General features: G+C 71.9%; 16 protein-coding genes. 7 read left to right on the top strand and 9 right to left on the bottom strand.

All coding sequences use genetic code 11. The annotated features are described in order from the left end of the window. Window positions 1-11: 11 nt before the first annotated feature. From ACWDRB_RS24560 to ACWDRB_RS24540, 5 genes are read left to right on the top strand one after another with little or no spacing between them, the layout of a single operon-like run. Complete coding sequence (locus ACWDRB_RS24560; RefSeq protein ID WP_449897155.1) at window positions 12-806, top strand: MerR family transcriptional regulator; 795 nt, start codon at window positions 12-14, stop codon at window positions 804-806. 3 nt (window positions 807-809) lie between these two features. Then, a complete protein-coding gene (locus tag ACWDRB_RS24555; RefSeq protein WP_449897153.1) occupies window positions 810-2,879 on the top strand; it encodes a prolyl oligopeptidase family serine peptidase in 2,070 nt (689 codons plus the stop codon). Between the two features lie 55 nt (window positions 2,880-2,934). Beyond that, a complete protein-coding gene (locus ACWDRB_RS24550; RefSeq protein WP_449897151.1) occupies window positions 2,935-4,125 on the top strand; it encodes a substrate-binding domain-containing protein in 1,191 nt (396 codons plus the stop codon). Further along, the gene (locus ACWDRB_RS24545; RefSeq protein ID WP_350723969.1) at window positions 4,118-5,086 is read left to right on the top strand and encodes an ABC transporter permease; all 969 of its coding nucleotides are present in this window, start codon (window positions 4,118-4,120) and stop codon (window positions 5,084-5,086) included. The genes ACWDRB_RS24550 and ACWDRB_RS24545 overlap by 8 nt, the downstream gene beginning before the upstream one ends. Continuing rightward, a complete protein-coding gene (locus ACWDRB_RS24540; protein ID WP_350723970.1) occupies window positions 5,083-5,838 on the top strand; it encodes an ATP-binding cassette domain-containing protein in 756 nt (251 codons plus the stop codon). Before ACWDRB_RS24545 ends, ACWDRB_RS24540 begins: the two co-directional genes overlap by 4 nt. Here ACWDRB_RS24540 and ACWDRB_RS24535 read toward each other — a convergent pair. Both ACWDRB_RS24535 and ACWDRB_RS24530 read right to left on the bottom strand, forming a co-directional pair. Next, entirely contained in the window at window positions 5,835-7,985 is a 2,151-nt protein-coding gene (locus ACWDRB_RS24535) for a polysaccharide lyase 8 family protein (protein ID WP_449897148.1), read from the bottom strand. The two genes, ACWDRB_RS24540 and ACWDRB_RS24535, sit on opposite strands and share 4 nt — an antisense overlap. Before the next feature lie 15 nt (window positions 7,986-8,000). Then, window positions 8,001-8,981 carry an Lrp/AsnC family transcriptional regulator gene (locus ACWDRB_RS24530; RefSeq protein WP_449897146.1) on the bottom strand — a complete coding sequence of 327 codons (981 nt, stop codon included), beginning with the start codon at window positions 8,979-8,981 and terminating at the stop codon, window positions 8,001-8,003. An 85-nt stretch (window positions 8,982-9,066) separates the two neighbouring features. Between ACWDRB_RS24530 and ACWDRB_RS24525 the strand changes: the two genes are divergently transcribed. Further along, on the top strand, window positions 9,067-10,434 hold the full coding sequence (locus tag ACWDRB_RS24525) for an MFS transporter (RefSeq protein WP_449897144.1): 1,368 nt from the start codon (window positions 9,067-9,069) through the stop codon (window positions 10,432-10,434). A gap of 3 nt (window positions 10,435-10,437) precedes the next feature. Here ACWDRB_RS24525 and ACWDRB_RS24520 read toward each other — a convergent pair whose 3' ends face one another. From ACWDRB_RS24520 to ACWDRB_RS24510, 3 genes are all read right to left on the bottom strand, one after another. Beyond that, entirely contained in the window at window positions 10,438-11,859 is a 1,422-nt protein-coding gene (locus tag ACWDRB_RS24520) for a WGR domain-containing protein (protein ID WP_449897142.1), read from the bottom strand. 78 nt (window positions 11,860-11,937) lie between these two features. Further along, window positions 11,938-13,287 (bottom strand): hypothetical protein, encoded by a 1,350-nt coding sequence (locus ACWDRB_RS24515; RefSeq protein ID WP_449897140.1) that lies wholly within the window; start codon window positions 13,285-13,287, stop codon window positions 11,938-11,940. A 119-nt stretch (window positions 13,288-13,406) separates the two neighbouring features. After that, entirely contained in the window at window positions 13,407-13,874 is a 468-nt protein-coding gene (locus tag ACWDRB_RS24510; protein ID WP_350723981.1) for an ATP-binding protein, read from the bottom strand. A 215-nt stretch (window positions 13,875-14,089) separates the two neighbouring features. On the opposite strand from ACWDRB_RS24510, the gene ACWDRB_RS24505 reads away from it, so the two are divergent. Then, complete coding sequence (locus ACWDRB_RS24505; RefSeq protein ID WP_364251678.1) at window positions 14,090-14,266, top strand: hypothetical protein; 177 nt, start codon at window positions 14,090-14,092, stop codon at window positions 14,264-14,266. Window positions 14,267-14,327: 61 nt separating this feature from the next. Here ACWDRB_RS24505 and ACWDRB_RS24500 read toward each other — a convergent pair whose 3' ends face one another. From ACWDRB_RS24500 to ACWDRB_RS24485, 4 genes are all read right to left on the bottom strand, one after another. Next, on the bottom strand, window positions 14,328-16,625 hold the full coding sequence (locus tag ACWDRB_RS24500; RefSeq protein WP_449897137.1) for a xanthine dehydrogenase family protein molybdopterin-binding subunit: 2,298 nt from the start codon (window positions 16,623-16,625) through the stop codon (window positions 14,328-14,330). Between the two features lie 70 nt (window positions 16,626-16,695). Then, window positions 16,696-18,144 carry a multicopper oxidase family protein gene (locus tag ACWDRB_RS24495; protein WP_449897135.1) on the bottom strand — a complete coding sequence of 483 codons (1,449 nt, stop codon included), beginning with the start codon at window positions 18,142-18,144 and terminating at the stop codon, window positions 16,696-16,698. After that, a complete protein-coding gene (locus ACWDRB_RS24490) occupies window positions 18,141-18,530 on the bottom strand; it encodes a hypothetical protein (RefSeq protein ID WP_350723988.1) in 390 nt (129 codons plus the stop codon). Before ACWDRB_RS24490 ends, ACWDRB_RS24495 begins: the two co-directional genes overlap by 4 nt. Beyond that, window positions 18,527-19,549 (bottom strand): carboxymuconolactone decarboxylase family protein, encoded by a 1,023-nt coding sequence (locus ACWDRB_RS24485; protein ID WP_449897133.1) that lies wholly within the window; start codon window positions 19,547-19,549, stop codon window positions 18,527-18,529. The genes ACWDRB_RS24490 and ACWDRB_RS24485 overlap by 4 nt, the downstream gene beginning before the upstream one ends. Window positions 19,550-19,688 lie beyond the last annotated feature (139 nt).

Raw genomic sequence — 19,688 nt, 5'->3', positions numbered from 1 at the left:
CGGTCGGGTGCGTGAGCGAAGACGCGCGTCGATGGACGATCGGGGAGCTGGCCAGAGCCTCCGGGGTGACCGTCAGGACGCTCTACCACTACGACGAGATCGGCCTGGTCAGGGCCGGCGAGCGGACGGCGTCCGGGCACCGTCGCTACACCGAGGCGGACCTGCGCAGGCTCTACCGGGTGCGCGCGCTGCGCGGCCTCGGACTGTCGCTGGACGAGATCGCCGAGGCCCTGAACAGGCCTGAGGACGACTTGGGGACGCTGCGCGACCTGCTCGGCGCGCAGCTCGCCGAGATCGAGATCCAGACCGCCCGGCTGGGGCAGCTGAAGCAGCAGATCAGCGGCCTCATGTGGCTGCTGGACAAGTCGGTCATGCCCGACGCCGAGCAGTTCATGGCCGCGCTCGAGATGATCTCGGTGTACGAGACGTACTTCGTCCAGGAGCTCCGCGACCACCTGGCCACGCGGCGGGCGGAGCTGGGCGAGGAGCGGCTGGCGGGCCTGCGGGCCGAATGGCTGGAGCTCCTCCGCGAGATCCGGGAGCTCCTCCTGGCGGGCACGCCCGTCGACGACCCCAGGGTGCAGGAGATCTCCGCGCGCTGGGAGGCCATGACCGCCGCGCTGCAGCCCGGCGACGAGCGGGTCCAGGAACGGCTCACCGCCGCGGGCATGGCGCTGTGGCGTGACAACAGCGCCGGGGTCAGCGCGGAGATCAGCCGCCAGATCGACTGGCTGGGGGCGGGCGATCTGCCCGCCGTCATCGACTACCTCCAGCGCGCCAGGCAGGCGCGCGAGAGCGGAGAGTGACGCATGCGGTATCCCGACGCACCGGTACGCCCCCAGCACAACGAGGTCGGCGGGCTGACGTTCGACGATCCCTACCAGTGGCTGGAGGAGGACGGCCAGGACGTCCTGGCCTGGCAGGCGGCCCAGGACGAGCTGGCCAGGTCCTGGATCCACGGCTGGCCGCACCACGGCGCGCTCGCGGCCAGGGTCGGCGAGCTGGTCGAGCAGATGGACGCGCGCAACCTGGTGGTCCCCGTCCGGTACGGGCCCCGGTGGTTCAGCGGCCGGATCCCCGACGGGCGCGAGCTGATGGTCCTGGAGGTGGCCGACGCGCCCACCGGGCCCTGGCGTACCGTGATCGACCTCAACGAGCTGTCCGACGGCACGCCGCTGAGGATGTCCCCCAAGCCGTCGCCGGACGGGCGGCTCCTGGCGTACTCGCTGGACGCGGCCGGCCACGAGTTGCCCGTGCTCAAGGTGGTCGAGATCGACACCGGGAAGGTGCTGCTCGACGGCGTGCCCCAGCAGCGGCCCGGCCTGGTGGCGTGGCTCCCTGACAGCAGCGGCTTCTTCTACATGGCCAACGAGACGGTCTCGGGGCCGCTGCGCTGGCGGCTGTTCTTCCACCGGCTCGGGGAGGAGCCGCCCACGGAGCCGGAGCCGCTGGACATCCCGCACATGTTCGCCATCCCCAAGATCTCCCCCGACGGGCGCTGGGCGGTGCTCCAGGTCGACCACCTCAGGCCCCGGCCGCACTTCCTGGCCCGGCTGGACGGCTCGGGCCGTGAGTGGCGGGAGTTCGTCACCGACGCCGAGCACCTCTACAAGGGCGAGATCATCGGCGATGCGTACGTGTGCGTCACCACGGCCGGCGCCCCGCGCGGCCGCCTGGTCCGCATCCCCCTCGACAGCCCCGGCGACCAGGACACCTGGACGGAGCTGGTGCCGGGCGGCGACGCGGTGCTGACCGGCGTGACCCCGGTGGGCGACCGGCTGGTGATCGGCGAGCTGGTGGACACGGTCTCCCGCGTCCGGATCCTCGACCCGGACGGCAAGGAGCTCGGCGAGGTCCCCCTGCCCGGCCCCGGCTCGGTCAGCTCGGTGGCCCAGGGGGTGGTCGCGCTCGGCGTGATGGACCAGGTCGTCGGCTGCGAGGACGCCATCACCTTCGGCTACACCTCCTACACGCAGGTGCCGACCGTCTACCACTACGAGCTGGAGTCGGGCACCCTGACCGCCCTGCAGGGCGGCGGGCACAGCCTGACCGGGCTGGTCACCACCCGCGTGTGGGCCACCTCCAAGGACGGCACGCGCATCCCCTGCACGCTGGTCCACCGGGCCGACCTGGACCGGACCGGGCCGCGGCCGACGCTGCTCCACGCGTACGGCGGCTTCAACGTCGCGGAGCTGGCCTCGTACCTCGGTCCCCTGGCCGCGTTCGTCGAGGCGGGCGGGATCTACGCGCACGCCCACGTGCGCGGCGGCGGCGAGTTCGGCCTGGAGTGGTGGGAGGCGGGCCGGCTGCACGCCAAGCAGAACTCCTTCGACGACCTGTACGCCATCGCCGACCGGCTGATCGCCGACGGGGTCACCGCCCCGGACCGGCTGGCCTTCCAGGGTGCCTCGAACGGCGGGATGCTCGCGGGTGTGGCCGCGACCCAGCGCCCCGACCTGTGGCGGGCGGTGGTCTGCGTCGCCCCGAAGCTGGACCTGATGCGCGTGGTCCACGACCCGGTGGGGGCCGCCGCCACCCTGCCCGAGTACGGCAACCCGGCCGACCCGGCCGACGCGCCCGTGCTGATGGCCTACTCGCCGTACCACAACGTGCGGCCGGCCACGGCGTACCCGGCGATCCTGCTGGACGCGGGCGCGAACGATCCCCGCTGCCCGGCCTGGCACTCCCGCAAGTTCGCCGCCAGGGCACAGGCCGCCACCACCGCCTCCCACCCGGTCCTGCTGCGAGTCTGGGCGGACGCCGGGCACGGCGGCACGAACTGGAGCACGATCGTCGCCCAGCAGACGGACTGGCTGGCCTTCGTCATGCGTGAGCTGGGCCTTCGCCCGGGCGACGACGTTCGCCAAACCGTGTCCTGACATGACCGGCATCAAGGAGTTCACTGGCGGAAGGGGGCGAATCACGAGTCGGTCGATGGGCCGCGCACCACCGATCCGCAAGGAACGCGAGGTCGTGCAGATGAAGAAGATCCACCCCAAGGTCGAAGAAGCGGTCGACACCCTCAAGCTGACCCCGATCGCCAGGCGGCGCCTGCTCACCGGCGCCGGGCTGGCCAGCGCGTCGGCCGCGGCCTCCGCACTGCTGGCGGCATGCACCGCCGGCCAGGACAAGCCCGCCGCGAGCGGCGCGGCCGGGGCGGCGCCCGGCGACTTCCCCGCCACACCCAAGTGGAAGTTCGTGCTGGTCTGTCACGTCACCACGAACCCGTTCTTCACCCCCACCCAGTACGGCGCCCAGGACGCGTGCGCGCTGCTCGGCACCGAGTTCCAGTGGACGGGCTCGAAGGACTCGATCGTGGCCGAGATGGTCAACGCGTGCAACACCGCCGTCTCGGGCAAGGCCGACGGGTTGGCCGTGGCCGTCGTGGACAAGGCGGCCTTCCGCGACCCGGTCAACCGGGCGCTGGACGCGGGCATCCCCGTGGTGTCGTACAACGCGGACGGCTCCCGCGACGACAAGGGCACGAGCCGGCTGGCCTACATCGGGCAGGGCCTGTACGAGTCCGGCTACGCGCTCGGCCAGCGGGCGCTCCAGCAGGTGGAGTCGGGCGAGGTCGCCGGCTTCATCGCCACCCCTGGGGCCCTGAACATCCAGCCCAGGATCGACGGCGCCCAGCAGGCGTTCAAGGACTCGGGCAAGCCCATCAAGTTCACCCCGGTGGGTACGAACGCCGACGTCACCAAGGGCCTGTCGATCATCGACGCCTACGCCCAGGGCCACGCGAACCTGGCCGGCATGCTGGCCGTGGACGCCGGCTCCACCCAGTCGATCGGGCAGACGGTCAAGAAGTACAACATGCGGAGCAAGGGCCTCAAGGTGGCCGGAGGCTTCGACCTGGTGCCGGAGACGCTGGCCGCGATCAAGGCGGGCGACCTCGACTACACCATCGACCAGCAGCCCTACCTGCAAGGTTTCCTGCCGGTGCTCTACCTCTACCTCTACAAGCTGTCCGGCGGGCTGCTCTTCCCCTCCGAGACGAACACGGGCCTGCTGTTCGTGACGAAGGACAACGTGGGCCCGTACCAGACGACCAAGACGCGCTTCGAGGGCTCCGACACCGCGCAGAAGCTGGTGGAACGTTCGGGCGCCATCGCCCATGCGTAGATTCCGGGAGGAGTTCCTGAAGCACCGGGAGGCCGGCGTCCTGGTGGTGGCGATCGCTCTGGGGCTGTACTTCATGTCGGTCACGGACGTCTTCCTGACCGGGGACAACCTGGTCAACATCACCCAGGCCGCCGCGCCCACGGCCATCGTCGCGTGCGGGACCGTGCTGCTGCTGGTCAGCGGGGAGATCGACCTGTCGGTCGGCGTGGTGGCGGCGCTGGCGCCGTTCATGATGCACTACGCGATCGACTTCTGGGGGTTCCCGGCGCTGCCGGCGATCCTGCTGGCGCTGCTGACCGGGACCGCGATCGGGTTCGCGAACGGGTTCGTGACCGTGGTGCTGCGGGTGCCGTCGTTCGTGACGACGCTGGGCACCTTCTACGCGGTGACCGGCATCGTGCTCACCACGTCGCACGCCTACCCCGCCGAGATCCCGGCCGCGGTGGACGGGACGATCGGGTCGTGGCTGGGCGCCTATCCGTGGGCCCACCTGGCGTGGGCCGCGGTGATCGTGGCCGTCCTGCACGTGCTGCTGACGCGTACCAGGTGGGGGTTGCACACGATCGCGGTCGGGGGCAACCCGCTGGGGGCGTCGGAGGCGGGCGTCCGCACCGCGCGCATCAAAATCGGAAATTTCATGATTGGCGGGACTCTGGGGGCGTTCGCCGGGCTGATTGAGGCGTTCCGGATCCACACCATCGACCCGAACATCGGCGGCGGCACCGGCCTGATGTTCACCGCGGTGTCGGCCGCGGTGATCGGCGGCACGGCGCTGGCCGGGGGCTCCGGGACGATCGTCGGCGGCGCGATCGGGGCCCTCGTCCTGGCCGTCCTCCAGAACGGCATGAACCTCATCGGCATCTCCGCCAACCCCTACTTCCTCATCCTGGGCGGCGCGATCCTGCTCTCCATGATCGCGAACGTCTCCCTGACCCGGCTGCGAAGGGCGGGACGGACATGACCGAGGTCCTGCGTACCGAGTCGCTGTCCAAGCGGTTCGGGGCGGTGACCGCGCTGCGGGACGTCAGCCTGACCCTGACGCGGGGCGAGGTGCTCGGCCTGATCGGCGACAACGGCGCGGGCAAGTCGACGCTGGTCAAGCTCCTGTGCGGGTTCCACCAGCCGGACTCGGGCCGGATCCTGCTCGATGGGGAGGAGGTGGCGCTCAGGTCGGTGCGCCAGGCCAGGTCGCTCGGGATCGACATCGTCTACCAGGACCTCGCGCTCATCAACGAGCTCAGCGTCTACCACAACATGTTCCTGGGCCGGGAGCACGTCGGGTTCGCGCGGCTGCTGAGCAACCGGCGCATGCGCCGACTGGCCACCGAGCACCTGGACGCCATGGGAGTGCGCATCCCGTCGGTGGACGTCGAGGTCGCCAAGCTGTCGGGCGGCCAGCGGCAGGCCATCGCGGTCGCCCGCTCGGTCTACTCGCGCTCACGGATCCTGCTGCTCGACGAGCCGCTGGCCGCGATGGGGGCCAAGGAGGGGGCGCTGATCCTCGACCTGGTCAGCGACCTGAAGGCGCGCGGCGAGGTGTCCATCGTGATCATCGCGCACAACTACGCGCAGATCCTGGAGGTGTGCGACCGGGTCAACCTGCTCCAGCACGGCACGATCACGTTCGACAAGCCCACCGCGGACACCTCGCTCCAGGAGCTCACGGACCTGGTCGTGCAGGAGTACCGCAGGGCGCGCGGCGGCGGTCACTAGCGTAGCCGCACGGTCGTGGAGGCGCCCTCCCGGCCGGCCAGGCCGTCGAAGGTGAACGTCTCCCCCGCCCACGTGACGGTCAGCTCGTCGAGGTCGCACCGGGGGTCCGACACGGTCAGCGTGTCCCCGCGCACCAGCACCGCGCACGGGCCCGAGGCGGTCAGGCCGCCCGCGGTCCCGGCGTCCCAGAAGTTCGCCGCGGTGAGGCCCAGCGAGGGCACGTGGACGGCCTGCAGGCGGTCGGTGTTGGCGAGCACGCGCACCCAGCCGGGGTCGGCCGCCCGCGCGCTGGTCTCCTCCTGGCCGGCGCCCGGCATGAGCAGGTAGACGTATCCGGCCGAGCGCGGATCGACGCCGTGGTCGAGCCAGAGCGTCACGTAGTCGCGGGTCACGTCGCCGCCGGCGCGGCGCTCGCGCAGCGCGCGCAGGGGCCCGCGCACGACGTAGCCGCCGTGCCCTTCGAGGTGGGCCCAGCCCTCCCGCACCGTCAGCGCGGCGCCGGTCCTGCGGTTGTCCACGACCGTCTCGACGGGCACGCCGTCCTCCGCGGTGATGCCCGCGCCCAGGCACACGATCGCGTCGTCGAGGAAGAACCACGACCTGAACGCCTCCATCGTGCTCTCCAGGCCGTTCAGGTGCTGGCCGATGGTGGCGTACGTGCCGTCCGTGGCCCCGCCCACCCACCGGCCCGGCGGGCAGGTGTCGCCCCAGTCTCCGCCCGCGCCGTCGGGCAGCCTCTTGGTGGAGACGGTCGTCCCGGGCAATCGGTAGGGGTCCACGGTGGGCCAGAAGTCGTCCGAATACTGGTCGCCGTGGCCCGTCGCCCACCAATAGAGCATCCCCGAGCCGGTGTGCCAGCCACGCAGGTTCTCGCCGTTGCCGTGCTCGTAGTGGCCGATCCTGGAGGAGGCCATGCTGAGCGCCGCGCACCAGCCCGGCCTGCGGTGCACGGCCCGGGCGCTCATCGGCAGCAGCCGGTGCCCGACCGGCTCCGCCGCCGCGGGCACGGAGGCGTCGTCCACGACCGCGGCCAGCCGGGCGTGGAAGGCGGGCTCGGGGTGCTCCAGCATCGGCCGGTACGTGTCGCGTACCGCCCAGCCCTTGACCATGGCGTGCCACCGCGCCCGCTCGGCGGCCGGGGCGTGCTCCCCCAGCAGCAGGACCGCGGCGGCGATCTCCCGCCCGCGCTCGTGGTCGCCGAACGGCTTCCTGGCGACTCCCCTGCCGCGGACCAGGTCCATGCAGGCGCCGTCGCGGACGAAGGGGGCGAACGACCGCTCGACCATGTCGAACACGTTCTGGTCGGAGACCTCCCACGGCGTGCCCCGCAGCACCGCGAACATCGTCGCCAGCCCCGACAGCAGCGTCACCCCGTAGGCCCCCTGGTAGGGCACGTGCGTGTGCTGGATGAACGACCCGTCCCGGTAGAACCCGTCGCCCTCGCCGACGAGGCGGAACACCGGCGCGAGCGCGGACGCCGCCAGCGCCGCCCTGCCGTGGTCGGCGTCGAGCATGGCCCGCAGCAGCATCACCAGGCACAGGTCCACGCGGTTGGCCGCGGTGCTGTTGCCCCTGTACCGGCCGAGCCGGCGTTCCGGCACGAAGTGGTCGACCGCGTCCCGCAACCGCGCGCTCTGCGGCTCGGGCAGCCCGGCGAGCACCGCCGCGTCGAGCAGCGCCTTCGGCACGCCGATCTGCCAGTGCCACCAGTTGCCGGTCGCCTCGGCGCCGTCGGCGTACACGCTGCGCCGGTAGTGGTCCACCCCTTCCGCGACTGCCGCCGCCAGCCCCGCGTCGCCGGTCAGGCCGGTGCCCTCCAGCACGTACGCCTGCGCCATGGCCCGCAGCCGCCGCGGCGTGGCCACGAAGGAGGGGAACGCCTGGTCGGGCCAGAGCGAGGCGCGGCCGGGGGCCATGGTGTCGCGGTGGCGGGCGGCCGTCCTGCCCAGCCTGTCCAGCCAGGTCCGGTACGGCTCGGCGGCCGGGTCGTACCCGCCGCCCACCGTGACCTCCCGCCAGCGGCGGCGTAAGCGGAGGAAGGAGTCGTCCGGGGTGTGCGCGGGGTCGGCGGGCACCAGCGCGCCGAGCAGCCCCGCCGCGGTCACGCCGCCGAGCCGGAGGAACGAGCGCCTGGTTGGCCGGTGCACGCCTCGATTATCGGGTCAGAGCGGGAGCACGGCCCCGAACCGCTTCACGGTCCTGATGATCGGCGCGGTCTCGATGCGCCCGATCGCGGGCAGCGCGCCCAGGCTCTCGGTCAGGTAGCGGTAGAACGCCGCGTCGTCGCGGCACACGATGTTGGCCATCAGGTTGGCGGGGCCCGTCGTCGCGCCGACGTACGCGACCTCCGGGTGCCAGGTCAGCGCCCGCCCGGTGGCGTCCAGCTCGGCCGGCGGCACCGACATCCACAGCTGCGCCTCCACCCGGTGGCCCAGCAGCACGGGCATCACGTCGAGGTGGAAGAAGAGCGCCCCCGTCCCGTAGAGCTGCTCCACCCGGCGCCGGACCGTCGACTCGGACCAGCCCGTCGCCGCGGCCAGGTCCGCGTAGGGCGCCCGGCCGTCCCGCGACAGAGCCTCCAGCAGGGCGTCGTCACCGGGGCCCAGCGTGATCTCCTCGTCCTCGGCATGGCGGGCGAACGCCCGTCCCTCCTCGATGCCCGCCGCCTGCTCGGGGGAGAGCGCGGCCAGCCCGGCCCAGCCGACCCGCCCGCCGACGAACCTGTGCAGGGTCCGGTGCGCCGTGACCGACAGCACGCGGTCCGTCTTGGCGAGCCTGCCCAGCAGCAGCGACTGGCGCTCCTTTGCCGTGCGCTGGATCGTGGTGCAGGAGATCTCAGTGCCTCCGGACAGGAGATTCACCCAGAACGTGTCGGAGCGCCGCGCGAGCGCCTCGGCGATCGAGACCGCCGCGTCGGGGGTGCACCGCAACCTGATGGACCACGACTCGAAGCCGAGCCGCCGCCCGTCCACGGCGCCGACCACCCGTACGGTGCCGCTGGCGCGCAACCGCCGGTAGCGGCGGGCCACCCGCTGGTCGGACACGCCGAGCACCTCGCCGATGCGGCTGAACGCGGCCCGCCCGTCCACCTGCAGCGCGTGCAGGAGCCCTCGGTCCAGCTCGTCCAGCGCGATGTTTTTCACCACCACAGGCTAGCTCGCGGGGAAAAGCGCCAGAAGTGCTGCTTCTGCTGGCGAATATCCCCATGCGGGCCCGATCTTATCCCCCATGACCCAGACCCCCACAGCGACGAGGACCGGCTGGTGGCCGTTGGTGGCCGCGTGCACCGGCGCTTTCATGCTCCTCGTCGACGTGACCATCGTGATGGTCGCGCTCCCCGACATCATCGACGACCTTCACATGTCCTTCACCGGCACCCAGTGGCTGCTGGACGGCTACGCGCTGGCCCTGGCCGCCCTGCTGCTCGCCGCCGGTTCCTTCGCCGATCACGCGGGACAGCGCAAGGTCTATCTGTGGGCGCTGATCGTGTTCGCGCTGGCCTCGCTGGCCTGCGGGCTGGCGCCCAGCGGCGGCGTGCTGCTGGCCGCCCGCGTGGTCCAGGGCGCGGGCGGGGCCGCCATGATGGCCACGACCCTGGCCCTGGTCAGCGCCACCTATCACGGCAGGCAGCGCGGCATCGCGTTCGGCGTGTGGGGCGGCGTCAGCGGGGCCGCCGCGGCCGTCGCCCCCGTGCTCGGCGGCCTGCTCACCGAGCACCTGCACTGGCGGGCCATCTTCCTGGTGAACCTGCCCATCAGCCTGGGTGCCGTCTGGCTGACCCTGCGCACGGTCGAGGAGTCGCGCCGGCCCGGCAAAGGGCGGCTCGACTGGCCGGGCATGGTGACGTTCACGGTGGCGGCGGGCGCGCTCACGTACGGGCTCATCGAGGTCGGGCAGTACGGCTGGACGTCGGCGCGGACGCTCGTGCCGCTGGCCGCGGCGGCGGTGGCGCTCGCGGTGTTCGGCGTCATCGAGATGCGCGGCGACCACCCCATGCTGGACCTCAGGCTCTTCGCGAACCGGTCGTTCAGCGGCATCATGACCGGCGCCATGCTGCTGGTGCCGGCGGCGTTCGCCTGTCTCGCGTTCACCTCGCTCTGGCTGCAGCAGGACCTCCGGCTCGGCCCCGTGATGGCGGGGCTGGCGCTGTCGCCGATGGCCCTCGCCTCCCTGGTGACCTCGGTCGCCGCCGCGCGGCTCCTCCCCGGGCTGTCCCCGAGGGCGGCGATCGGCGGCGGGCTGCTGCTGATCGGCGCGGGCGCCTTCCTCCAGGGCACGCTCGACGCCGACTCGTCGTGGACCGCGCTGGTGCCCGGCCTGATCGTGACGGGGGTGGGGGTGGGGCTGTCCATCCCGTCGCTGAGCTCGGCCGCCATGTCGTACGCCCCTCCGCACCGCGCGGGCATGGCCGCGGGCACCGTCAACACGCTCAGGCAGCTCGGTTACGCGCTCGGCGTCGCCGTGTTCGGCATCCTGTACCAGGACGGCCTGGCGCCGTACGCCGCGCTCGACGACGTCTACCGGGCGAGCGCCGTCACCGGCCTGGCGGCGGGGCTCCTGGTCCTGGCGACCGTCCGTCCCGCGAGAGCCGCGTGAGCGTCAGAGCAGCCGGCGGATGTCCCCGTACGCGCGGTAGAAGCCGCCCCGGCCGGCGGAGCGCACGCCGTCGACGAGGTAGCGGGCTCCGGCCTCCCGGATGTCCTTGGGGAACTGCACGTTCCACGTCTCGAAGCCGGGGCTGACCACGCGGACCCGCAGCCGCTCGCCCTCCTTGAAGCACTCCACCACCACGCCGTCGCCCGCGTCGGTGGTGGTCTCCAGCGTCACCGACGGCTCCACCACCTGCAGCGACGCGGCCGCCTTGACGTCGAGCGGCTGCGGCACGGTGCCCGTGCGGGCCGCGGCGATGGCCGCCTCACTGGCGTCGATGCAGGCCAGCGAGCCGTCGGTGGTGACGATGTAGAGGCGGTCGTCCAGGAACTGCATGGAGAACGCGGAGCCGCAGCCGGTGCCGAGCTTCCACAGCCGCTCGCCGGAGGCGTCGAAGCAGTAGACCGACGAGTGGTTGTCACCGGCGAAGACGTGGCGGCCGCCCGGCGAGGTGGCGCAGGAGTAGACGGCGCCGTCGCACTGGTAGGCCGCCTCGATCCGGCCGTCGCCCTTGGCCAGGCGGATCACGCGGCCCACGGAGCCGCGGGCGGTGCCGGCGTAGACGGAGTGCGCCTCTTGCCAGCCGAACAGCACCTGCTCGCCGAGGGCGGTCTGCCAGACGGGCGTGCCGTCCTGGACGTCGTAGCGGGCCACGCCCTTGGAGTGCCCGTGGTAGACCGAGTCCTCGTCGCACCTGACCATCCAGGCCGAGTCGCCGGCGACGCCGCGCGACCACTGGAACTCGTCCTCGTAGTCGATCGTGGTGACCCCGCCGGCGCGGTCGGAGACGCCGAGCACGCCGTCGTGGATGTCGAGCCAGTAGATGTCCACGTCGGTGGCGATCTCGTACGCGGACCTCGGCACCTTGCCGCTCAGGTCGTACACGCGGCCGTCGTCGCAGCCCGCGTAGATCCAGAAGTCGTCGGCCACGATGCACTTGACGCCGTCCGGCAGCTTGAAGCGGCCGGTCACGGTGCCGGAGTGGGTGACGGTGTAGACGTCGCCGTGCTGGTTGCCGACCCAGCAGCGCTCGTCGTCCACGAAGATGCCGAACGCCGACGCCCCGCTGTCGAAGCGCCACAGGACCGGCGCCTGCTGGGCGGTCGACCGCGTGCTGGGGATGGCCCGGTGAGTGACGGCCCGGCGCTGGCGCACCCCGCGGACCGCCGCGGTGTACCCCTTGCGGGTCTTCTCGCCGATCTTCTTGGCGGCCGCGGCCTGGGCCTTGGCCGCGGTGGGGAAGTCGGTGACCTTGGTCTGGCCGCTCTCGCCGATGCGTCCGTAGGTGATCGTGACGCGGGTGCCCGCCACGGTCACGTCGTAGAACTTGTGCGATCCGCCGCCGTCCTCTGACAGCTCCAGGTAGGTCATGTCCGTACTTCTCCTGATTTGCCGGGCTTGATCACTTGCCCCGGAGAGTAGAGGACGGTGGCGACAAATCGCAGGGACTTACTTGTCGTACTCGTACGCTCCGGCGTCGACCGCGCCGTCACTGCCGTCGATGGCCCGGCCGGTCACGTCGCTGTCGCTGAACTTGGTGATCCCGAAGTCGATGGCCGGGCTTCCGGCACGCAGGCTCAGCGGGTTGGCGGTGTTCGACAGGTTGAACCGCGGGTCGGCCGTGATGTTGTCGTGGCCGCCCATCTGGTGCTGCGAGGCGCCGAAGAACACGTTGTGGTGGCTGTCGGTGACGTTCGGGCCGTAGGCGGTCTTGGCCGTGACCTGGATGATGTTCTGCGACATCGACAGGTGGGCGTTGGTGCAGCCGGCGTCGCAGACGACACCCTGGGAGCCCGCCTGGGGCAGGTACACGGAGTTGTTGCGGAACACGGTGCCGAACACGGGTCCGTTCGGGTCGGGGTCCTCCCCGGGCTCCTGCGGGCCGCGGGTGACGAGGGCCGCGCCGGTCTTGGGGCCGGTGATCACGTTGTACTCGAAGACGTTGCCCGAGGTGCCGTCGGGGTCCTCGGGGTCGCCGTTCTCGTCGACGCCGTGGCTGGTGCCGAGCTCGGTGAAGGTCTCGTTGTCCACCGAGATGTTGTGGTGGATGCGGTTGTCAGAGCCGAGGAAGATCTCCACTGCCGCGCCGTCCAACCCGTAGTCGTAGCTGGTCGCGATCGAGCCGCGGAACTCGTTCCAGCCGATGTCGGAGTTGTCACCCTGGACGAGGATCGCGAACGCGCCCGAGTCGTCGTTGCCCGGCTCCTCGGTGTTCTTGCTCATGAAGTTGTTGTCGATGAAATCGTTGGCCGTCACCGCGTTACGCTGCGCCTTCGGCGCGATGTAGACCCCGGCCGCGGCGCCCGTGATGTAGTTGCGCTCGACGACGTTGTCGTTGCCCGTCACCTTGACGCCGGCCCACGAACAGCGGCCGTCGTCCTGAGGCACTCCCACCTGGAGGTTGTAGACCTCGATGTGGTCGCCGTCCAGGCTCACGCACGCCTCGTTGTCCCCGGAGACGATCGGTCTGGCGCTGCTCGTGCCGTAGGTGTCCACGACGATCGGGGCCGCCGCCGTGCCCGACTCGGTGATCGCGAGTTGCTGCCCCTTCCACCTGCTGCCGCGCTTCAAGAACAGCTTGGCGCCTTCGGGCAGATTCGCCGCCGTCGCCTTGGTGAGGGTCTTCCACGCGGTGGCCTCCGAGGTGCCCAAGGCGGAGTCGTTGCCGTTGACGGAGTCCACGTAGAAGACGGCGGCGTCCGCCGATGCGGTACCCGTGGCCACGGTCGTGGCGAGCGTGGTGGTGACGAGCGCGAGCGCTGCCGTCGACGCGCCGGTCCGCAAGTTCCAGCCTGACATTTCAGCCTCCAGAACTGCCGGGGCTCCGTCACGCAACGAAGATCATCCCCGGCTTGCGGCTGACACATTAACCGGATTTAGTCGGAAAGTCCCGATTTTTCCTGACTCAAATCGGAGGTTTAGGTCCCGGCCCTGATCGGCACCACGTTGCCGGGCGCCCCGCTCCGCGGCAGCGCGAACCAGGTGGCCTTGCCCACGAGATCGGGGTGGGTGACGTAGCGCTGGGGATGGCAGCCGTAGAACCCGTCGGAGAGCCTGGCGATGATCCGCAGCCCCCGCCCGTGTTCGGCCCGCTCGTCCGGCGGGGCGGGCTCCGGCAGCAGCGGACTGCTGTCCACGACCACGCACATGATCTCTTTTGCGTCGATGTGCAGGGCCAGTTCGTACGGGCCGTCACCGTACATCAGAGCATTGGTGATCAATTCGCTCACCATGAGGACGGCGTCGTCAACGAGATCCGAACAAAGGGAGAGTGCCGACAATTCTTCGCGGATGATCGCCCGTGCGTGGCCGACCGTCCGGACGTCCTCGCGCAGCGGCCACACGTACTGCATCCGGCTCCGACGAGCTGATCGCAGCGTGGTCATGGCATCTCTTTCCTGTGTTTGCCGGGCTTCCGGGACAGAGGGGCAGCGAATGCGCGTTTCACTCAACAAGAGAGCCTGCCTTTGGGTCGACGTACATGGCCGTCGAAACCTGTACGCACGGGGAGGCCTTTTGGGTCGAATCTTCGGTGAGAAATCGCAATTCTTTTTAACCGCCGCCCGAAACGACGGGTATGGGCCCGGGTATGGGCCCTGCCATGAGCACTGACGAGAACACACCCGAGATCGACTCCCAGCCCCCCGCCGCCGCCCGGCGGCCGGGCCGGCGTGGAGAGCCGCCGCCGAAGCCCAAGCCCGCGGGGATGCAAGCGCTGGAGCAGGCGCTGTCGCGGGCGGGCAAGGAGTTGAAGGACATCCTGTGGGTCCGGCCATGACCACTGGCTCCTGAGGGCCCTGTTCGCGTCGCCGCTGCCGAGGCCCGGCGACGCGACCGGCTCACGAGGTCTCGGCCACCCCCGCGAGCAGGGACCAGAGCGAGTACGGGGTCAAGGGGACGTCGGTGATCCGGCCGGCGATCTCCGGGAGGGCGGCGGCCACGGCGTTGGCGATGGCGGCCGGAGGGCCGATCGTGCCCGACTCCCCCACCCCCTTCATCCCGCCGGGCGTCAGCGGCGACGGCGTCTCCAGCATCACGACCTCGATGTCCGGCACCTCCCGCGTCGTCGGCAGGAAGTAGTCGGTGATGGGCTGGCCTTCGGGGGTGTAGACGATCTCCTCGGTGAGCGCCTGCCCGATCCCCTGGACCACGCCGCCGCGGATCTGGCCCTCCACGACGGCCGGGTTGACCAGCACCCCGGCGTCGTTGACGACCCAGTAGCGCTCCACCTCGACGGCCCCGGTCTCCGGGTCCACGGCCACGGCGGCCGCATGGGCCCCGTAGGCGAACGTGTAGGCGTCCGGGTCGTAGCTGACCCGTTCCTCCAGGCCCGGCTCGACCCCGTCGGGGAGGTCCCAGCCGCGCCACGCCGACGTGGCCAGCTCCCGCAGCGTGAGGGACGCCGCCGGGTCGCCCTTCACCCGCACCACGCCGTCGGCGATCTCCAGGTCGTCAGGGGCCGCCTCCAGGCGGTGCGCGGCCAGGGCCACGAGCTTGCCGCGCAGCCGCTCCGCGGCCCGGGTGAGCGCCCCGCCGCCGACCACGAGCGAGCGGCTGGCGATCGACCCGACCGACGAGTACGGCGTGGCCGCCGTGTCCCCCAGCACCACCCGTACCCGCTCGATCGGCACCCCGACCCGGTCGGCCGCGAGCTGGGCCAGCGCCGTCTCGATGCCCTGCCCTATCGACACCACCCCCGACGACACGACCACGGACGCGTCCTGCTCCATGCGCAGGAACACCGACTCGTAGCCGCCCGCCTGGATGCCGGCGTCCCTGAACTCCTTCGAGGGACCCATGCCGGTGGTCTCCACATGGCAGGAGTAGCCGATGCCGCGCCTGCGCCCGTCGGCCTTCTCGACCGGAGTGACCAGGTCGCGCAAAGTACGCAGGGCGTGCGGGTAGTCGCCGGAGTCGTAGCGCTGGTAGACGCGGTTCGTGTACGGCAGTTCGCCGGGCCCCAGCATGTTGCGCAGCCGCAGCTCGACCCGGTCGATCCCCAGCCTGCGGGCCGCCTCGTCGATCAGCCGCTCCCTGGTCAGGCTGCCCTCCGGCTGCCCGAACCCGCGGTAGGAGCCGGTCGGCGTGGTGTTCGTGACGACGCCGCGCACGCGTACCGCCACCCGGTCGAACCGGTACGGCCCCGGCAGCAGGGTGGCCGTCACCGCGAAGGTCGAGGCGCCCACGTTCGAGGGGTGCGCGCCGATGTCGCCGACCAGGTCCACGTACATCGCCACGAAGCGCCCGTCCCCGTCGAGCGCCAGCCGCCCCCGGTGCACGGCGGCCCGCGCCGGCAGCGTGGCGACCAACCGGTCGCCCGGCGACTCCGACCAGCTCACCGGCCGGCCCAGGCGCATCGAGGCCAGGCAGATGAGCGCCTCGTCCGGGTAGACGTGCTCCTTGCCGCCGAACCCGCCGCCCGTGTCGCGGCTGATGACGCGTACCCGGTCGTGGGAGAGCCCGAACGCCTCCGCCAGGTGCTCGCGCACCTGGTGCGGCGCCTGCGAGGAGGTGTGCACGGTCAGCTCGTCGTCGGCGTACGAGGCCACCACGCCGCGCGGCTCCATGGGGTGCGGCGAGACGCGGCCCATCGTGAACGTCAGCTCCACGACGTGCGCGGCCCCCTCGACGAAGGCGGCGCAGTCCTCGTCGCCCATCGTGAAGTCGGTGAGCACGTTCGTGCCCCACTCCGGATACAGCAGCGGGGCCCCGTCCCGCATCGCCCGCTCCGTCCCGACCACCGCCGGCAGCTCGTCCAGCGAGAGGTCGACGAGCTCGGCGGCGTCCCTGGCGGCCTCAGGGGTGCGGGCGACGACGAGCGCGAGCGGCTGGCCCGCGTACCTGATGGCGTCGTCCAGCACCCGGTAGGACTGCAGCCGCTGGCCGGGGGACAGGTGGACGCAGGGCAGGCGCAGGTCGGGGGCGTCGCCGGGGGTGATGACGTCGAGCACGCCCTCGACCGCCCAGGCCGCCTTGGCGTCGCAGCCGAGCAGCCGCCCGTGGGCGATGGGGCTGCGGACCACGTACGCGTGGACCGTTCCCGGCAGCCGCACCGCCCCGACGTACCTGCCTCGACCGGTCAGCAACCTGGCGTCTTCCCGCCGCGGCGTCCTGGCGCCGACATAAGGCTCACCCATGGTCCCGATTCTGAGCGCGCCCGCCCCGACTGTCGATGACCCCACCCCCTCCCGGTGGACCGCCGCGGGGTCATACCACCTCGAAAGCCGCCATCATCGCCATGTCCTCGTGTTCGAGGTTGTGGCAGTGCAGCACGTACCGCCCCCGATAGTCGGTGAACCTGGTGACGATCTCCACGGTCTGCGCCTCGCGCAGCTCGACGGTGTCCTTCCACTCGGGCGGCCCCTGAGGTCGCTCCCCGTTCACCGTCAGCACCTGGAAGTGGTCGAGATGCAGGTGCACGGGATGGGCGACGTCGCTGGTCAGCCGCCAGACCTCGATGTCCCCGAGCCTGGGCCTGGCCTCCATGCGCTTGGGGTCGAACGGCTTGCCGTTGATCAGCCACCCCATCCCCCCGCTGCTGAACTCGAACTCCCGCGTCACCTTCGCCTTCCCGGGATCGAGCGCCTCCACCGTGGACAGCCGCTCCGGCACGGACGACTCGTCCTTCTCGTCCCGATCCACGGCGAACCGCATGACCCTCGCCTGCGCGCCCTCCCCCGCCAGGTTCCGCAGCTCGACCTGCTGGCCCACCTTGTACGCGGAGAAGTCGACCACCACGTCGGCCCGCTCGCCGGGAGCCAGCCGGAGCTGCCGCACGGTACGCGGCTGAGCCAGCAGCCCGCCGTCGGAGCCGATCCGGACCAGCGGCCCGCCGGTCGCCAGCTCGTACGTCCGGGCGTTGGAGGCGTTGCACAGCCGCAGCCGGTATCGGGCCCTGGCCACCCGCAGCTCGGGCCACGGCGCCCCGTTCACCAGGATCACATCCCCGAGCACGCCCCCCATGTACGCCTCCCGCACCCCGGGCCGGCCCTCCAGCGCCGGATACAGCATCGTGCCGTCGGCGGCGAACGACCGGTCGCAGATCAGCAGCGGCAGGTCCCGTTCCCCGGCGGGCAGCGGCAGCGCCTCCTCCTCCGCGTCCCGCACCAGGAACATCCCGGCCAGCCCGCGCCAGACCTGCGGCCCCGTGTAGTCCATGCGATGGTCGTGGTACCAGAGCGTGGCGGCCCGCTGCTCCAGCGGGAACACGTACTCGCGGGACGCCCCCGGCGCCACCAGGTCGGTGGGGAAGCCGTCGGACTCGGGCGGGGTGTGTCCGCCGTGCAGGTGCAGGACGGTCGGCTCGCCGAGCTGGTTGACCAGCTTCACGACGGTCCGCCGCCCGGCGCGCGCCTCGATGGTCGGGCCGGGGAACGTGCCCCCGTACCCCCAGATCCCGGTACGCAGGCCCGGCAGCACCTCCACCTCGGCCGCCCGCTCGGTCAGCTCGTAGAAGTCGGCCCCGCCCGCGCTGCGCACCGGCTTGGCCGTCTCCGGGACCGGCAGCGGCACCGCGTACGGCCTGGGCAGCGGCGCCGCGCTCGTCAGGAGCTGTGGCTGCGGGGTTCCGGCGATCAGCGAGCAGCCCGGCACCCCGGCCACCGCCACCGCACCCAGTCCCAGCAGCCGCAGCACGTCGCGTCGTGTGGATGTCATCGCCGCGAGGTGACCCTGGCGAGCTGGGCGACCCCGCCGCCGAACATCATCACCCCGAGCGGCACATGCACGGCCTTCACGTGGGCCGCGCCGAGGATCGCCGCCACCACCGTGGCCACCAGCAGCGCCACGGCCGGAGCGATGAACTTCGCGGTCCCCCCGCCCGGCCACCGGACGAGGATCGCCACGACGACGTGCGCGAGCCCGACGGCGAGCAGGGCGATCGCCGAGGCCATGTGCAGCGCCCGGCCGCCGGGCATGGAGAGCAGCAGGCCCGCCGTCACCGCCTGCACCAGCAGCGCGACGACGTGCAGGCCCGCCACGGCCGTCAGCGCCCGCATGGGCCAGGTCACGGGCCGGACGGCAAGGGTGTGTTGCGCGGTCATGATCCATCTCCCGAGAGTGCTCGCGCGGGGAGGGCGTCCCCGTGCCCTGAGGCGGTGATCAAGGTCTCCATGCGTTCCATGGCCGAGGCGGCGCCGAACGCGCAGAGCCGTACCAGGTCCGCGTCCGGCCGCGAGCCGCGCCAGGCGGCCACGTCGGCGTCGGTCACCCGGTACGGCGCGAGCGCGGCGAGCAGGGCCAGCCGCGCCCCGGCGCGCTCCCCCGCCGGAACCTCGGCGAGCGGCGCGTCCAGCCAGGCGCCGCCCATGGGCGGGTGCTCCCCGTCCCAGGCCGCCACCGTGTCCGCCACGGCGGCGCCGGCGGCGTCCCCGAGCAGTTCCCCACCGGCGGCTCCGGCGGCCCGCAGCGCGGCGTAGGCGGCGCCGACGGCCTCGCCGGCGCCCCAGGCGGGCTCCGGCCGCGCGGGCAGGTCCGCGACCAGGGGCAGGCTCGCGCCCGGTGTCAGCCGCCTGCGCACGGTACGGGCCATCACCCGGCCGCCCACGCTCCTGACCAGGCGCGATTTCTGGAGGTTCGCGGGCAGGAGGTTCTCGGTGAGCAGCGCCGAGGCCATGCGGTTGATGAAGTGGAAGGTCAGCGCCGTGCCGATGTGCTCCGGTCCGATCTCCACCGCGCCGCGCCGCGACGTGGCCCAGGCCAGCAGCGCGGCGTGCTCGGGGTCGTCGGGGGTGCCGCCGGCGGCGATGGTCTCCGCCAGCCGGTGGTCGCCGGTCGCGTGCAGCAGCGTCGTGTGCGCGGCCACGCAGAACGGGCACCGGTTCGCCAACGACACGCCCAGCGCCACGACCTCCTTCCCGGTCCTGGACGCGGTCCCGGCCAGCAGCGACTCGCGCAGCGCGGCCCAGGTCGCGGCGAGCACGTCCGGCGCGGGCGACAGCGTCAGGAAGACCGCCATGCGCGCCATGCCGAAGTCGTCCGCGAGTTGCGCGTAGACCTGGGCCACCCGGCCGGTCGCCGCCTGCGGCTGCACCGGCGTGACATAACGGAACTGTGTCTCCATAGCCGGATATCGTGGTATTTCTCATGCCTCGTGGCGTCGTGCCGTGGTTGACTCATGCACCTACCGCCCCGGAAGCACCTTCGTGCGGAGTACTTCGCCGGGAGTAGTCCGGAATTACATCCAGGCGGCGAGGATTGTG

It is taken from the genome of Nonomuraea sp. NPDC003707 (genome assembly GCF_053587055.1).
This window is presented reverse-complemented; position numbering and strand designations above follow the sequence as displayed.

Bases quoted from the DNA above. Each gene is read 5' to 3' on its own strand.
- ACWDRB_RS24555 (WP_449897153.1), top strand. From the start codon at position 810: ATGCGGTATCCCGACGCACCGGTACGCCCCCAGCACAACGAGGTCGGC.
- ACWDRB_RS24550 (WP_449897151.1), top strand. From the start codon at position 2,935: ATGGGCCGCGCACCACCGATCCGCAAGGAACGCGAGGTCGTGCAGATG.
- ACWDRB_RS24545 (WP_350723969.1), top strand. From the start codon at position 4,118: ATGCGTAGATTCCGGGAGGAGTTCCTGAAGCACCGGGAGGCCGGCGTC.
- ACWDRB_RS24540 (WP_350723970.1), top strand. From the start codon at position 5,083: ATGACCGAGGTCCTGCGTACCGAGTCGCTGTCCAAGCGGTTCGGGGCG.
- ACWDRB_RS24525 (WP_449897144.1), top strand. From the start codon at position 9,067: ATGACCCAGACCCCCACAGCGACGAGGACCGGCTGGTGGCCGTTGGTG.
- ACWDRB_RS24520 (WP_449897142.1), bottom strand. From the start codon at position 11,859: ATGACCTACCTGGAGCTGTCAGAGGACGGCGGCGGATCGCACAAGTTC.
- ACWDRB_RS24515 (WP_449897140.1), bottom strand. From the start codon at position 13,287: ATGTCAGGCTGGAACTTGCGGACCGGCGCGTCGACGGCAGCGCTCGCG.
- ACWDRB_RS24510 (WP_350723981.1), bottom strand. From the start codon at position 13,874: ATGACCACGCTGCGATCAGCTCGTCGGAGCCGGATGCAGTACGTGTGG.
- ACWDRB_RS24505 (WP_364251678.1), top strand. From the start codon at position 14,090: ATGAGCACTGACGAGAACACACCCGAGATCGACTCCCAGCCCCCCGCC.
- ACWDRB_RS24500 (WP_449897137.1), bottom strand. From the start codon at position 16,625: ATGGGTGAGCCTTATGTCGGCGCCAGGACGCCGCGGCGGGAAGACGCC.
- ACWDRB_RS24495 (WP_449897135.1), bottom strand. From the start codon at position 18,144: ATGACATCCACACGACGCGACGTGCTGCGGCTGCTGGGACTGGGTGCG.
- ACWDRB_RS24490 (WP_350723988.1), bottom strand. From the start codon at position 18,530: ATGACCGCGCAACACACCCTTGCCGTCCGGCCCGTGACCTGGCCCATG.
- ACWDRB_RS24485 (WP_449897133.1), bottom strand. From the start codon at position 19,549: ATGGAGACACAGTTCCGTTATGTCACGCCGGTGCAGCCGCAGGCGGCG.